Source organism: Anoxybacillus sp. MB8 (assembly GCF_011006755.1).
GTDB classification, from domain to species: domain Bacteria; phylum Bacillota; class Bacilli; order Bacillales; family Anoxybacillaceae; genus Anoxybacillus; species Anoxybacillus gonensis.
The window spans coordinates 1-14056 of the sequence record NZ_RXXX01000040.1; the positions used below are offsets into that span (position 1 = coordinate 1).

10 protein-coding genes, 10 tRNA genes, 1 rRNA gene, 1 pseudogene and 1 riboswitch are annotated in these 14056 nt (G+C 41.8%); of the genes and pseudogenes, 20 read left to right on the forward strand and 2 right to left on the reverse strand.

All coding sequences use genetic code 11. From position 1 onward, the window contains the following. From rrf to EKC99_RS12425, 20 genes and pseudogenes are all read left to right on the forward strand, one after another. Positions 1 to 89: ribosomal RNA gene (gene rrf, locus EKC99_RS12330) — 5S ribosomal RNA — on the forward strand; the annotation flags it as partial. A 31-nt stretch (positions 90 to 120) separates the two neighbouring features. Then, positions 121 to 195 (forward strand) — tRNA-Asn (locus tag EKC99_RS12335). A 2-nt stretch (positions 196 to 197) separates the two neighbouring features. Beyond that, positions 198 to 270: transfer RNA gene (locus EKC99_RS12340), tRNA-Thr, on the forward strand. A gap of 15 nt (positions 271 to 285) precedes the next feature. Next, a tRNA-Glu gene (locus tag EKC99_RS12345) sits at positions 286 to 357 on the forward strand. 6 nt (positions 358 to 363) lie between these two features. Then, positions 364 to 439, forward strand: a tRNA-Val gene (locus EKC99_RS12350). Positions 440 to 442: 3 nt separating this feature from the next. After that, positions 443 to 518: transfer RNA gene (locus EKC99_RS12355), tRNA-Thr, on the forward strand. A 6-nt stretch (positions 519 to 524) separates the two neighbouring features. Continuing rightward, a tRNA-Tyr gene (locus EKC99_RS12360) sits at positions 525 to 609 on the forward strand. Positions 610 to 626: 17 nt separating this feature from the next. Beyond that, a tRNA-Gln gene (locus EKC99_RS12365) sits at positions 627 to 701 on the forward strand. A gap of 146 nt (positions 702 to 847) precedes the next feature. Next, a tRNA-Lys gene (locus EKC99_RS12370) sits at positions 848 to 920 on the forward strand. Between the two features lie 6 nt (positions 921 to 926). Next, positions 927 to 1001: transfer RNA gene (locus tag EKC99_RS12375), tRNA-Gly, on the forward strand. 1 nt (position 1002) lies between these two features. Next, positions 1003 to 1075: transfer RNA gene (locus EKC99_RS12380), tRNA-Ala, on the forward strand. 140 nt (positions 1076 to 1215) lie between these two features. Then, a complete protein-coding gene (gene rocF, locus EKC99_RS12385) occupies positions 1216 to 2112 on the forward strand; it encodes an arginase (RefSeq protein WP_009362619.1) in 897 nt (298 codons plus the stop codon). 122 nt (positions 2113 to 2234) lie between these two features. Continuing rightward, the gene (sigW, locus tag EKC99_RS12390; RefSeq protein WP_009362620.1) at positions 2235 to 2798 is read left to right on the forward strand and encodes an RNA polymerase sigma factor SigW; all 564 of its coding nucleotides are present in this window, start codon (positions 2235 to 2237) and stop codon (positions 2796 to 2798) included. A 19-nt stretch (positions 2799 to 2817) separates the two neighbouring features. Then, on the forward strand, positions 2818 to 3432 hold the full coding sequence (locus tag EKC99_RS12395) for an anti-sigma factor family protein (protein WP_163152125.1): 615 nt from the start codon (positions 2818 to 2820) through the stop codon (positions 3430 to 3432). A 63-nt stretch (positions 3433 to 3495) separates the two neighbouring features. Then, positions 3496 to 4317, forward strand: coding sequence for a diadenylate cyclase CdaA (gene cdaA / locus EKC99_RS12400; RefSeq protein WP_026011443.1), 822 nt, complete (start codon positions 3496 to 3498; stop codon positions 4315 to 4317). Continuing rightward, positions 4310 to 5542 (forward strand): CdaR family protein, encoded by a 1233-nt coding sequence (locus tag EKC99_RS12405; protein WP_009362623.1) that lies wholly within the window; start codon positions 4310 to 4312, stop codon positions 5540 to 5542. Before cdaA ends, EKC99_RS12405 begins: the two co-directional genes overlap by 8 nt. Before the next feature lie 19 nt (positions 5543 to 5561). Continuing rightward, positions 5562 to 6908 (forward strand): phosphoglucosamine mutase, encoded by a 1347-nt coding sequence (gene glmM / locus EKC99_RS12410; RefSeq protein ID WP_163152127.1) that lies wholly within the window; start codon positions 5562 to 5564, stop codon positions 6906 to 6908. Between the two features lie 386 nt (positions 6909 to 7294). Beyond that, positions 7295 to 9097, forward strand: coding sequence for a glutamine--fructose-6-phosphate transaminase (isomerizing) (glmS, locus tag EKC99_RS12415; RefSeq protein ID WP_163152129.1), 1803 nt, complete (start codon positions 7295 to 7297; stop codon positions 9095 to 9097). 325 nt (positions 9098 to 9422) lie between these two features. Further along, a pseudogene (locus EKC99_RS12420) lies at positions 9423 to 9605 on the forward strand (IS256 family transposase); the annotation flags it as partial. Positions 9606 to 9870: 265 nt separating this feature from the next. Then, entirely contained in the window at positions 9871 to 10242 is a 372-nt protein-coding gene (locus tag EKC99_RS12425; RefSeq protein WP_163152131.1) for a hypothetical protein, read from the forward strand. Between the two features lie 237 nt (positions 10243 to 10479). On the opposite strand, the gene EKC99_RS12430 is transcribed toward EKC99_RS12425, so the two are convergent. Together EKC99_RS12430 and metE are read right to left on the reverse strand one after the other, a co-directional pair. Then, positions 10480 to 10929, reverse strand: a complete 450-nt coding sequence (locus EKC99_RS12430) for an acyl-CoA thioesterase (RefSeq protein ID WP_085789527.1) — start codon at positions 10927 to 10929, stop codon at positions 10480 to 10482. Further along, positions 10920 to 13193 (reverse strand): 5-methyltetrahydropteroyltriglutamate--homocysteine S-methyltransferase, encoded by a 2274-nt coding sequence (gene metE / locus EKC99_RS12435; protein ID WP_163152133.1) that lies wholly within the window; start codon positions 13191 to 13193, stop codon positions 10920 to 10922. The genes EKC99_RS12430 and metE overlap by 10 nt, the downstream gene beginning before the upstream one ends. A 140-nt stretch (positions 13194 to 13333) precedes the next feature. Next, positions 13334 to 13523: riboswitch (cobalamin riboswitch) on the reverse strand. Positions 13524 to 14056 lie beyond the last annotated feature (533 nt).

Here is a 14056-nt window from a genome sequence, read left to right on the forward strand (position 1 = left end):
CCGTTCCCATCCCGAACACGGAAGTTAAGCTCTCCAGCGCCGATGGTAGTTGGCGGGACACCGCCTGCGAGAGTAGGACGTTGCCGGGCAAGATAATGCATAAATCACTTTTACGATTATTCCGCAGTAGCTCAGTGGTAGAGCACTCGGCTGTTAACCGAGCGGTCGTAGGTTCGAATCCTACCTGCGGAGCCAGTGCTTCCATAGCTCAGTTGGTAGAGCACTTCCATGGTAAGGAAGAGGTCACCGGTTCAAGCCCGGTTGGAAGCTTGTGTGTCGTATGTTGGCCCGTTGGTCAAGTGGTTAAGACACCGCCCTTTCACGGCGGTAACACGGGTTCGAATCCCGTACGGGTCATCTTTTGGAGGATTAGCTCAGCTGGGAGAGCACTTGCCTTACAAGCAAGGGGTCGGCGGTTCGATCCCGTCATCCTCCACCATATGCCGGCTTAGCTCAATTGGTAGAGCAACTGACTTGTAATCAGTAGGTTGCGGGTTCAAGTCCTGCAGCCGGCACCATCTAGCGGAGGGGTAGCGAAGTGGCTAAACGCGGCGGACTGTAAATCCGCTCCCTTTGGGTTCGGCGGTTCGAATCCGTCCCCCTCCACCATGATTGTTTTTAATTGATGGGCTATAGCCAAGCGGTAAGGCAACGGACTTTGACTCCGTGATGCGCTGGTTCGAATCCAGCTAGCCCAGCCATTAATATAATGAGCCATTAGCTCAGCAACGAGCAAAACTTCTTCGAATATGTTACGAGTTGTCCCGACGCACTTGACATCTTGAGTGTGCTAGTAGAGGAAGGGACAGGTAAAGCAAAATCGAATAAGGTTTTTTAATTTATTAATGAGCCATTAGCTCAGCAGGTAGAGCATCTGACTTTTAATCAGAGGGTCGGAGGTTCGAGTCCTCCATGGCTCACTGTTTGCGGAAGTAGTTCAGTGGTAGAACACCACCTTGCCAAGGTGGGGGTCGCGGGTTCGAGTCCCGTCTTCCGCTCCATGGGGCCTTAGCTCAGCTGGGAGAGCGCCTGCTTTGCACGCAGGAGGTCATCGGTTCGATCCCGATAGGCTCCATCTTATCGAAACCTTAGGGAATATACCTAAGGTTTTTTTCTGTTTTTCATAGAATAAATATTCAAAAAGTTGTCGAGTTGAGCCAACTGTTTCTCCTCATGTACAATAAACAACAGATGCAACGAGGGGAGGAGATCGAGATGAACATTTCGATTATTGGAGTGCCAATGGATTTAGGACAAACACGCCGCGGTGTTGATATGGGGCCAAGCGCCATTCGTTATGCTGGCGTAGTGGAACGTTTAGAAAGCTTAAATCATGATATTGAAGATTTAGGAGATATTCAAATTGGTCGTGCTGAGCGCGTCCAAGATGTGACGAATCCAAAATTAAGAAATTTGAAAGCGGTTGCTGAAGCAAATGAAAAACTTGCTTCTGCGGTCGATGAAGTTGTAACAAGAGGTCGTTTCCCGCTTGTACTTGGTGGCGATCATAGTATTGCGATCGGGACGCTTGCAGGAGTAGCTAAACATTATAAAAACTTAGGTGTTATTTGGTATGATGCGCATGGGGATTTGAATACGGAGGAAACGTCGCCTTCTGGAAATATTCACGGTATGCCGCTCGCTGCAAGTTTAGGGCTTGGCCATCCGGCTTTAACGATGATCGGTGGATATAGTCCAAAAGTGAAGCCAGAAAACATTGTAATTATCGGTGCTCGTGCACTTGATGAAGGGGAAAAACAATTAATTAAAGAAAAAGGAATTAAAATATATACGATGCATGAAGTCGATCGTCTAGGCATGACAAAAGTGATGGAAGAGACAATCGCCTATTTAAAAGAGCGGACAGACGGTGTCCACTTGTCTCTTGACTTAGATGGTCTCGATCCACATGATGCACCGGGAGTTGGCACACCGGTAATTGGTGGACTGACATATCGTGAAAGCCATTTAGCGATGGAAATGTTAGCTGAAGCTCAAATCATCACTTCAGCGGAATTTGTTGAAGTCAATCCGATTTTAGATGAGCGGAATAAAACAGCCGCAACCGCTGTTGCTTTAATGGGATCGTTGTTTGGTGAGAAGCTTGTATGAGAGGTGGCATGATGCCCCTCTCCATTTTTTTTAAAAATATTAACATATTCGTTGCGATTTATGGAACTTTGCTTTATGTTATTCGTATAAAATAGTAGCCCCCATGCGGAGGTAAATATGGAATGGACATGTTTATTAAACAACGCATTAAAGCGATTAAAAAAGGAGATCAAAGCGCGTTTGCAGATATTGTCGAAATGTACAAGGATAAAATTTATCAACTGTGCTATCGCATGTTAGGAAATCGTCATGAAGCAGAAGATGCTGCACAAGAAGCGTTCATTCGGGCGTATGTCAACATTCATACATACGATCCGACAATGAAGTTTTCTTCTTGGTTATATCGCATTGCGACGAATTTATCGATTGATCGCATGCGTAAAAAAAAGCCCGATGTTTATTTAGATGCAGAAGTGTCAGGGACAGACGGGTTAACGATGTACTCGCAGCTTGCAGATGAAGGAGCTTCTCCGGAAGATGCGTTAGAAAGCTTAGAGTTACAACAAATGGTACAAGAAGCGATTTTAAAGCTACCAGAAAAATATCGCACTGTCATCGTCTTAAAATATATTGACGAGCTATCACTGCAAGAAATTAGTGACATTTTAAATTTGCCAATTGGTACAGTGAAAACGCGTATTCATCGTGGTCGTGAAGCATTGCGTAAACATTTAGGCCATTTATGATGGAAAAGGAGTGAGACAGATGCCATGCTCTGAAAAAATCGTTCAATGGATGCATGATTACTTAGACGGAGACATTCAAAAAGAAGAAGAGCAACGATTGCGCAGCCATATTCAACAATGTGAAGCATGTCGAGAGCATTTTTATGCATTGGAAAAAACGGTGGCGTTTGTCGAAAATGTCTCCCACTTTACCCCTTCAGACGATTTCGTTAAAAAAGTGATGTATAATTTACCTCGTGAAAAACGGCGTGTGCGTTGGAAACGATGGTTTACTCATCATCCGTTTTTGACTGCTGCCTCGTTGTTCCTGTTGCTAAGCACGAGCAGTTTATGGGCAGTTTGGCAAGAGGATAATGAATTTTCGTTTTCTAAACAAGAATATTTAATTGTTCAAAATCATACGGTCATCGTACCAGAAGGCAAAGTTGTTGAAGGGGATATTGTTGTCCGAAACGGCGATATTAAAATTGAAGGAGAAGTGCACGGCAATGTGACGGTCATTAACGGCCATAAATATTTAGCTTCTGCTGGCGAAGTTACCGGACAAATTGAAGAAGTTAATGAAGTATTTGATTGGATTTGGTATAATGTAAAAAGAGTCGGTTACAATATCGCCAAAACATTAACGAAATAGCCATCCATATTGATGGCTTTTTTACATGTGAGAGCAATTAGAATGAGTGAAGGAAGTGTAAGAATGCCATTTGGAGAGCTCCCGACATTTGTAAATTACCTCATTAAGTTTGTAGACATTCTCGTTGTCTGGTTCGTCATTTACAAGCTGATTATGGTTGTGCGCGGTACGAAGGCCATACAACTGCTTAAAGGAATTATTGTCATCATTCTCGTCCGAATTGTAAGTAGCTTTATCGGATTAAGCACATTGCAATGGTTGATGGATCAAGCGATCACATGGGGTTTTTTAGCTATTATTATCATTTTTCAACCGGAGCTACGCCGAGCGCTCGAACAGCTCGGAAGGGGCAAATTGTTTTCGCGAAGCACGACGCCTGAAGAGGAAGAACAAACGCATATGATCGAGGCTATTATAAAAGCAACAGAGTATATGGCCAAACGGCGAATTGGAGCTCTTATTTCTATTGAAAGAGAAACAGGAATGGGCGATTATATTGAAACTGGCATTCCGTTACAAGCACATGTTTCATCAGAGCTACTGATTAACATTTTTATTCCGAATACCCCGCTTCACGATGGGGCTGTCATTATTCAAAAAAATCAAATTGCTGCCGCATCTTGTTATTTGCCGCTGTCGGAAAGCCCGTTTATTTCTAAAGAACTTGGCACAAGGCATCGCGCTGCGTTAGGTATTAGTGAAGTGACAGACAGCATTACCGTCGTTGTGTCTGAGGAAACGGGAGCGGTTTCTGTCACGAAAAATGGGGAGCTTTACCGCGACTTAAAGTTAGATGTATTGCGAGAATTGCTGACGAAAGAGCTCGTTCAACCGAAGACAACTTCTTCATCTCGTTGGCAGTGGAGGGCGAAAAAAAGTGGATAAATGGATGAATAGCCCATGGTTTATACGCATTTTTTCTTTGTTGCTAGCGCTTATGATTTACGTTTCGGTGAATATTGAAACACAATCAAACAGCACGTCAAGAAATACGGTCGGTCAAACCGATGTCGAAACAGTGACGGACGTTCCCGTCGTCGCATATTACGATCAAGAAAACCTTGTTGTTTCTGGTATCCCACAATCGGTGAACGTCATGCTTGAGGGGCCGAAAAGCATCGTTACGCCAACGAAGCTGCAACGAGATTTTGAAGTATATGTTGATTTATCTAAACTGCCAATTGGTAAGCATACAGTTCCTTTGAAATACCGAAATATTTCTGAAAAGTTACGCGTTACTATTGATCCAGCGACAATTACTGTGACGATTGATGAGCGTGTGTCAAAAGATTTTTCTGTGGAAGTCGATTTTATTAATAAATCACAAATTGCAGACGGTTATTCACCGGAACAACCAATTGTGAAGCCAAATATTGTGAAAGTGACAGGGGCAAAAACGCTAATTGACAAAGTTGCGTTAGTAAAGGCACGTGTTGACTTAAAAGGAGTCGAAGAAACGATTGAGCGAGAGTCGAAAGTGACGGTGTATGACAAAGAAGGAAATGTGTTGCCTCTTGATGTGGAACCGTCTATTGTTGACATTACTGTGCCAATTAAAAGTCCAAGCAAAACAGTTCCATTAAAAATTGATCGAAAAGGAACGCTACGGGAAGGATTAAGCATTAGTAAAATGGAAGTGATTCCGAGCGAAGTGACAATTTTTGGGCAAAAAGCAAAAATTGACGACATCGAATTTATTAGCGGCATTGAAGTCGATTTAAGCGATATTACAGGCAATACAACTTTACAAGTTGATGTGCCTGTACCAAAAGGAGTAAAAGCTGTAGATCCAGCGAAAGTTACAATTTTAATTGAAGTGGAGCAAGAAAAAGAGAGAACGTTTGGTCAAGTTCCAATTGAAATGATTGGACTAAATGATGCGTACAAGGCAGAATTTATCGATCCTGCCGATGGAAATATTGCCCTAACTGCTTTAGGAGCTCAAAGTGTACTGAATGCTATTCAGTTGAAAGATATTGAGGTATACTTAAACGTTAGTGAATTAGGCATTGGAGAACATGACGTTCCAATTGAAGTCAATGGACCTCAAAATGTTCGATGGAGACTACCACAAAAAGAAGCAACGATTCGTATCACAAGAAATGAGTAACTATAAAAGGAGCGATAGCATGGGTAAGTATTTTGGAACAGACGGTGTGCGAGGGATTGCCAATAGCGAATTAACGCCAGAATTAGCTTTTAAAATTGGCCGTTTTGGTGGCTACGTATTAACAAAAGATAAAGAACGTCCGAAAGTGCTAATCGGGCGCGATACGCGCATTTCTGGTCATATGCTGGAAGGAGCGCTTGTAGCTGGACTGCTCTCCATCGGAGCAGAAGTTATGCGCCTTGGCGTGATTTCCACACCAGGTGTAGCCTATTTAACAAAAGTATTAGGGGCGCAAGCGGGGGTCATGATCTCCGCTTCGCATAACCCTGTTCAAGATAACGGCATTAAGTTTTTTGGTCCAGATGGCTTTAAGCTTTCCGATGAACAAGAACAAGAAATTGAAGCTCTTCTCGATAGCGAAGAAGATACGTTGCCACGTCCAATCGGCAAAGATTTAGGGCAAGTAAACGACTACTTTGAAGGCGGACAAAAATATTTACAATATTTAAAGCAAACAGTAGATGAAGATTTTTCAGGCATTCACGTAGCGCTTGATTGCGCACACGGTGCAACATCGTCATTAGCGACGCATTTATTTGCTGATTTAGATGCCGATGTGTCGACAATGGGAGCTTCACCGAACGGGTTAAATATTAACGAAGGTGTCGGCTCAACACATCCGGAGGCGTTAGCTGCATTTGTGAAGGAAAAAGGGGCAGATGTAGGGTTAGCGTTTGATGGAGATGGCGACCGATTAATTGCGGTTGATGAAAACGGTGAAATTGTTGACGGTGACCAAATTATGTACATTTGCGCAAAATATTTAAATGAACAAGGGCGTTTAAAACATCAAACGGTCGTCTCAACCGTCATGAGCAACCTTGGTTTTTATAAAGCGCTTGAAGCGCAAGGGATCAAAAGTGTGCAAACAGCCGTTGGTGACCGTTATGTCGTCGAAGAAATGAAAAAGAACGGATACAATTTAGGTGGAGAACAATCAGGGCATATTATTTTCCTTGATTACAACACAACAGGAGATGGGTTATTGACAGCGCTACAGCTTGTCAACATTATGAAAGTAACGAAAAAGCCGCTTTCTGAGCTAGCGGGGGAAATGAAAAAATACCCACAAAAATTAGTGAACGTAAAAGTAACGGATAAACATGAAGCAATCGCAAGCGAAGAAGTACAACGCGTCATTCGTGAGGTAGAAGAAGAAATGGCTGGAAACGGCCGCATCCTCGTTCGTCCGTCTGGTACGGAACCGCTCGTTCGCGTGATGGCAGAAGCGCCGACAAACGAGCTTTGTGATCAATACGTTGAGCGAATTGCAGCCGTTATTCGTGAGCGCTTTGGCGCACAATAATGTTTTCGGTAAACGATATGCATAAATGGAACGGTTTATTCCATTTATGCATATTTTGTTTATACAGGGGTAAGCGATACACATTGACGTTTGCCTCTTTGTTGTTGTAAACTATTGTTGTTTGACATCTTACGTGAAAGGAGGGTAGCGGAAAACAACAGTTATTAAAGCGCCTGGACTAAGCTTTGGACGGGAAGAAAGCTTAGTTGACGAGGAGGAGGTTTATCGAGTGTTCGGCGGATGCCTCCCGGCTGAAGCGATGACAGCCGCAAGTTCTTTCTTAAAACAAAGAGGCGACTCTTTGCACAAAGGAAAGAACGTTCATCGCACATACGAATCAAGGGGCAAGAGCCCCTTCTTGCCCCTATTATTAGGGAGGACTTGTTATGTGCGGAATTGTTGGTTATATTGGTGAACAACCATCAAAGGAAATTTTATTGTACGGACTAGAGAAATTAGAGTATCGCGGATATGACTCTGCAGGTATTGCGTTATTAAACGAACAAGGTGTACATGTGTTTAAAGAAAAAGGACGCATTGCAGATTTACGTGCCATTGTCGCAGAAGATGTAGACGCGCCGCTTGGCATCGGTCATACACGTTGGGCGACACACGGTGTGCCAAACCGCGTCAACGCCCATCCACACCAAAGCGCATCTGGTCGCTTTACCCTTGTGCATAATGGTGTAATCGAAAACTACGAATTGCTAAAACGTGATTATTTAGCACACGTGTCGTTTAAAAGCGATACAGATACAGAAGTCATTGTGCAGTTAATTGAAACATTCGTGAACGACGGATTGGCGGTAGAAGAAGCGTTTCGTAAGACGCTTTCGCTCTTAAAAGGTTCCTATGCGATCGCTTTAATTGATGCAGAAAATGATGGCGTCATTTACGCGGCGAAAAATAAAAGCCCGCTTTTAGCTGGATTAGGCAAAGGGTTCAACGTTGTCGCAAGCGATGCATTAGCGATGCTGCAAGTGACAAACGAATATGTCGAGTTAATGGATAAAGAAATCGTCATCGTCACAAAAGAAAGTGTAACGATTAAAAAGTTAAATGGTGAAGTCGTAGAGCGCGCGCCATATGTAGCGGAGTTGGATGCAAGCGACATTGAAAAAGGAACGTATCCGTACTATATGTTAAAAGAGATTGATGAACAGCCGCTTGTCATTCGCCGTTTAATTGAAAAATATCGCAACGAACAAGGTGAACTAGCGATTGATGAAGACATTGTGCAAGCGATTAATGAAGCGGATCGCTTATATATCGTCGCGTGCGGCACGAGCTATCATGCTGGTTTAGTCGGTAAGCAATTGATCGAAAACTGGGCGAAAATCCCTGTTGAAGTGCACATTGCAAGCGAATTTTCATACAATATGCCGCTTTTATCGGAAAAACCGCTCTTTATTTATATTTCACAAAGCGGGGAGACGGCAGATAGCCGCGCGGTGCTCGTGCGCACGAAGGAGCTTGGTTATAAATCATTAACGATTACGAACGTGCCAGGTTCGACATTATCGCGCGAAGCAGATTATACGCTTCTTCTTCATGCTGGACCAGAAATCGCTGTTGCTTCAACGAAGGCATATACAGCACAAATTGCAGTGCTTGCGATGCTGGCTGCGGTGGCTGCAAAAGCAAAAGGCATCGAATTGAATGTTGACGTAACAAAAGAACTTGGTATTGTAGCGAATGCGATGGAAACACTTTGTGATGCAAAACATGAAATGGAAAACATCGCACGCGAATATTTAGCGACAACACGCAACTGCTTCTTTATCGGTCGCGCGGTCGACTATTATGTTGTATTAGAAGGCGCGCTAAAGCTAAAAGAAATTTCTTACATTCAGGCAGAAGGTTTTGCAGGCGGGGAATTGAAGCACGGCACAATTGCGTTAATTGAAAAAGGTACACCGGTCATCGCACTTGCGACACAAGAACATGTGAATTTAAGCATTCGCGGTAACGTCAAAGAAGTTGTCGCTCGCGGTGCAAATCCGTGCATCATTTCCATGAAAGGATTAGACATGGAGGACGACCGTTTCGTCATTCCAGCTGTTCATCCAATGCTTACGCCACTTGCATCTGTCGTTCCATTGCAGCTCATTGCTTACTATGCGGCACTACATCGCGGTTGCGATGTCGACAAACCACGCAACTTAGCGAAGTCTGTAACGGTGGAATAAAGCTTAAAAAACACACGTCATGGTTGTTGAATGACAAAAAAGTCGGGTACTTGACAAAAAAGTTAGGTACCGAACAAAAAAGTCGGGAACTGAAAGCCTGTTGGTGAATCCAGCAGGCTTTTGTTTTTTCTATTATCTGCGGAAAATAAAGTCGCATACTGAAAAATAAAGTTATATATTCAATAAAAGTGTTGGCGAATTTTTATGCCAACAATTTTTTGATGATGTATAAAATTTTGTGTAAAGCATTTTGCTAGAACAAAAGAAAAAAGGTAGGGTATTCTCTGATTGGACCAAAAATCTTAGAGAAAGGAGAACCCTACCCATGTCTAAAAGTGTACCGAATGTAGACTGGGCAAATCAACTGGAAAGTGTCGTTCGTCAGTTTGTGAGGGAAAAATTAGAGCTGATTATGCGGGAAGAAATCAAACATTTCCTCGAAATCGAACAGGCGGACACATCCAATATGAGAAACGGCTACTATCAACGAATGTTTGAAGAATGTTACAATTAACCAAATAATGTAAATAAATGAGATAAGGGGATTCTCCCTTTCCACACAAGAGACTGAATATTCAGTCTCTTGTGTGGAGGAAACCAGTCTCCCCTCTATTCTAAATCTATTTCAGGGATACCCTATCTATTTTACATTACACAAAATTCTTGACGGTACCTATAGAAGATGTTAAGAAAGAAAAAGAAGAAAAATAATTAAAAAATCTTAAAGGGAGGATGCACTTACTTCCTTTAGGTTTTTCAACGGGAGTGAAATTATGTTTAATCCAGAACTTTATTTTTATTACATTTTGTTAATTATTTTTTCAATTTTTACTTATTTATTCTATAGAAGAACAAAAGATTTATTTAAAACACTTCTTATCACAATTACTGTACTTTTTTTTGTATCCGTAGTTTGCAGTATTAGTTTAGCGCTCAATTATTATCAATCACTCAAACCAAGTACAGAAGGTGTTGGAATTTCAAATGTAGTCGCATATTGGTTAATAGGGGAGGATGCTTGGGCACCAGTGTGGACTATTCAACTATTTAAAAAGGCTTATTCCATTTCTTTATGGATTACACTTATTTTGCTCAGTTTTCTCATAATTCTTTTATTCATGAAAAAAACAAAACGAAAGATATGAACTAAAAATACTGCACGCACGAAAAAAACAGCTCCAACAGCCATTTGCCCGATCTTCTGACCCTGACCGTTTTGTCCATACCCATTCCTCTCGTAAGCCATCTGGCAACAAGCTAGGTGAACAAGGTGGAGCGCAGAGAGTTTTTAACAACTTTTTCCTAATTGTACAGAGTGATAAAACCACACGCCATAGATTACGATATATGTAATCGGGCGTGTGGTTTTTTCGTGTCAATATCTATGCCTTGTTGATTCGTTTGTTTTGCTGATACAGTTGTACGATTTGTTCTTCCCGTTCGCTAATGATAACTTTTGGAACAGGGGTCGGTTTTTTGTTTTGATCGATGGCGACCATCGTTAAAAAGCACGTCGTTGTTAAGTGATGTTCGCCTGTAAATAAATCTTCTGTTTCGACTTTGACGAATACTTTCATGGATGTGCGTCCGGTCGAGTAGACGAATGCTTCAAGCTTTAAAATATCGCCAACTTTTGCGGACGAAATAAAGTCAACTTTGTCGATCGAAACGGTGACGACTGCTTTTCGCGCATGGCGCATGGCGGATATTGCCGCAATTTCATCAATATAAGCTAAAACGGTACCACCAAAAATCGTGCCGAGATGGTTCGTATCAGAAGGCAATACGAGCCGTGTTTGAATCGTTTTTGACTGCTCGACGCTTACTTCCATGATTTCATCCCTCCGTACGCTAAAAGACGCTCGCGGTATTCGCGTGCTGCCTCTACCATCACTTGAAGTGCGGCAATCGTTTCTTCTTCTTTTCGAGTTTTTAATCCGCAATCAGGATTGACCCAAAATTGTTCTGGACGAAGAACGCGAAGTGCCCGTTCGATTTGTTCGCTTATTTCTTCTTTTGTCGGAATGCGCGGGCTATGAATGTCATACACCCCTAAGCCAATTTCTTTTTTATATTCATATGTCTCAAACGCGGAAATAAGCTCGCCATGGCTTCGCGACGATTCAATGGAAATGACGTCCGCATCAAGCTCATCAATAATATGCATCATATGTTCAAACTGTGAATAGCACATATGTGTATGAATTTGCGTTTCCTTTTTCACAGATGAGGTAGCGAGACGGAATGCCGTGATGGCATCTTCCCAATATGATGCATGTTTCTCTTTTTTAAGCGGCAATCCTTCCCGTAACGCTGGCTCATCGACTTGAATGATGCGTATGCCTTCCTTTTCTAACTGCAATACTTCCTCACGAATGGCGAGGGCGAGCTGCATCAGCACATGTTTTCGTGAAATATCGTCGCGAACGAACGACCAGTTTAAAATGGTTACAGGACCTGTCAGCATTCCTTTAACAGGTTTATTCGTCAGCGACTGAGCATACACGGTTTCTTCTACGGTCATCGGTTGTTGATAGGCAATATCGCTAAAAATAATAGGTGGGCGCACACAACGTGATCCATATGATTGCACCCAACCGTTTGTTGTGCATGCCATCCCTTGTAGTTTTTCGCCAAAAAACTCGACCATGTCTGTGCGCTCGAATTCGCCATGGACAAGCACATCGAGCTGAAGTTGCTCTTGAATGTCGATCCATTTTGCGATTTCTTTTTTTATAAACGACTTATATTGATTGTCGTTCCATTCGCCTTTTTTCCACTTCATCCGAGCTTGGCGCACGTCGCTCGTTTGTGGAAAACTGCCAATTGTCGTTGTCGGCAAAAGTGGAAGCTGCAAATGGGTTCGTTGTGCTTTTTGTCTTTCGCTGTAAGATGTTCGGTTTAATGGAACGGTTGTGATATCGTCTGTTTGTTTAGATTGACGGAACTTGGAAAAATAAACGGTTGTTTGTTCATCGTATTTGATTAGCTCGTCGATCGTTACGTTTCCTTTCATATGCTCTGTCAACATACGTATTTCATCTAATTTTTCATCCGCAAATGATAAAGTACTAGCAAGTTCTGTTGGTAACGTATGTTCATGTTTTGTTGTGACAGGGACATGTATTAAGCTGCAAGACGGTTGAATGATCAGTTGTTCAGAAACGCCTGCTAAATGATGAAGGAGCTTCGCTTTTTGGGCAAGCGAGCTTTTCCATACATTGCGACCGTCTACAATACCAGCAACTAATATTTTATCTTTCGGAAATCCGTACGTGTTTATGTTTTTCATGTTCTCGCCATCGTCATGCACGAAATCAAGCCCAATGCCTGCGACAGGTAAAGCAACGATTTCACGATAATGCGATACGCTATCAAAATATGTTTGTAAAATAATATTTATGTTCGGTATATCGCGGTGAAAAACGTTGTATACATGATGAAATGCATCGATGATGTCATCGTCTATATCTTGCACGAGAATCGGTTCATCCATTTGTACGAATGACACGCCCGCTTCGCTTAGTTGTTTGAATAATTCCACATAAACAGGAACTAATTGTGCGAGATGTTTGCGCCACTCGTGTCGCGCGTATTGCTTAGAAAGCAAAAGAAATGTAATCGGGCCAAGCAATACAGGTTTTGTTTCTAAATTGAATGTTTCTTTTACAAGCTTGTATTCTTTCAATAGGTGATTATCCACTAATTTCGGCTTCGTTTGCCCGATTTCAGGCACAATGTAGTGATAATTTGTATTAAACCATTTCGTCATTTCAAGCGCATGTTGCCCATTCGTTCCACGTGCCATCGCAAAATATTGCTCAAGAGGATCGTCTATTTGTTGAAATCGCTTAGGAATATATCCAAACATAAATGCTGTATCTAACACGTGATCGTATAAAGAAAAATCTCCGATTGGAATGAGATCAATTCCTTTCTCAAGCTGTTTACGAATGGAATCCAGTCGAATCGTTTCCATCGTCTTTGTGAATTGCTCTTCGTTTATTTGCCCATTCCAAAAAGATTCTAACGCTTTTTTCCACTCTCTTTTCTCACCAATACGCGGATATCCTACATTTGAACTACGGATGAACAAGTTAAGCACCTCCAGTCATTTTATCCCAATCAAGCAGAAAAACCCCCTTCCAAACAGAAGGAGGGCATAGCTAACTCGTATTGAGATACGTGAAGTGCCTCAACATCATATGTCCTCACTCCTCCCTATGACGCGTAGGTCGTAAGTGCATACAACAGGCAGGTCTCCTGACTTAGCTTCATCGCTGTTTATCTCCTTCCCATTTCAAATGAAACAGTGGATTGTGATAAACAGCTCTGCATCACAGTGGCGCGACCGTGTTGGACTTTCACCAAACTTCCCTTTTAAGATTCACAGCATGTGTGAACCACCTGTTGCGTGAACTTATTATTTTGTTGTATAAAATTCAGAATAAACGAACTTTTTGTTTTTTTCAACCGAAATATTTTCTCGTGTGGAGTTTTGAGAGATGTAACGCCGTAGTTAATGGTTATATTTTTCTTTTAAGTTAATATTAATATTTTATTGATAATTTTATGTTAAAAAGTATTGATTTTTTTTGTTATAGTTTTACATAAAGTGGATTTAAATATAAATTTTTTTAATGAAAGGGAGGCAGAAGGGTTATGTTAACTAACGAAAACAAAAACTTGCTAATGAAAATAAAGGACATTTTGATTCGAGAAGTTCCTAAAACGACCGATATTATACAAATATATAGATTGTTACAGGATAATAATTACTCGGAATACAAGTGTAGTGTACTAAAAGAACCTCGTTGGAGCGATGATGCATTTATTGTAAAAATTTCAGATAGTAACTCATCGGACTTTACGTTGAAAATTCACTATGATAAATATCCTATGGCATCACATGTTTATAATTCTCCCCATTTACTTACCAAGCTGGAGCAGTGTTTATTT

What these genes read in the sequence shown, in the direction of transcription:
- cdaA (WP_026011443.1), top strand. Translation starts at nt 3,496, where the DNA reads ATGCCATTTGGAGAGCTCCCGACATTTGTAAATTACCTCATTAAGTTT.
- glmS (WP_163152129.1), top strand. Translation starts at nt 7,295, where the DNA reads ATGTGCGGAATTGTTGGTTATATTGGTGAACAACCATCAAAGGAAATT.
- glmM (WP_163152127.1), top strand. Translation starts at nt 5,562, where the DNA reads ATGGGTAAGTATTTTGGAACAGACGGTGTGCGAGGGATTGCCAATAGC.
- EKC99_RS12430 (WP_085789527.1), bottom strand. Translation starts at nt 10,929, where the DNA reads ATGGAAGTAAGCGTCGAGCAGTCAAAAACGATTCAAACACGGCTCGTA.
- rocF (WP_009362619.1), top strand. Translation starts at nt 1,216, where the DNA reads ATGAACATTTCGATTATTGGAGTGCCAATGGATTTAGGACAAACACGC.
- EKC99_RS12395 (WP_163152125.1), top strand. Translation starts at nt 2,818, where the DNA reads ATGCCATGCTCTGAAAAAATCGTTCAATGGATGCATGATTACTTAGAC.
- EKC99_RS12425 (WP_163152131.1), top strand. Translation starts at nt 9,871, where the DNA reads ATGTTTAATCCAGAACTTTATTTTTATTACATTTTGTTAATTATTTTT.
- sigW (WP_009362620.1), top strand. Translation starts at nt 2,235, where the DNA reads ATGGACATGTTTATTAAACAACGCATTAAAGCGATTAAAAAAGGAGAT.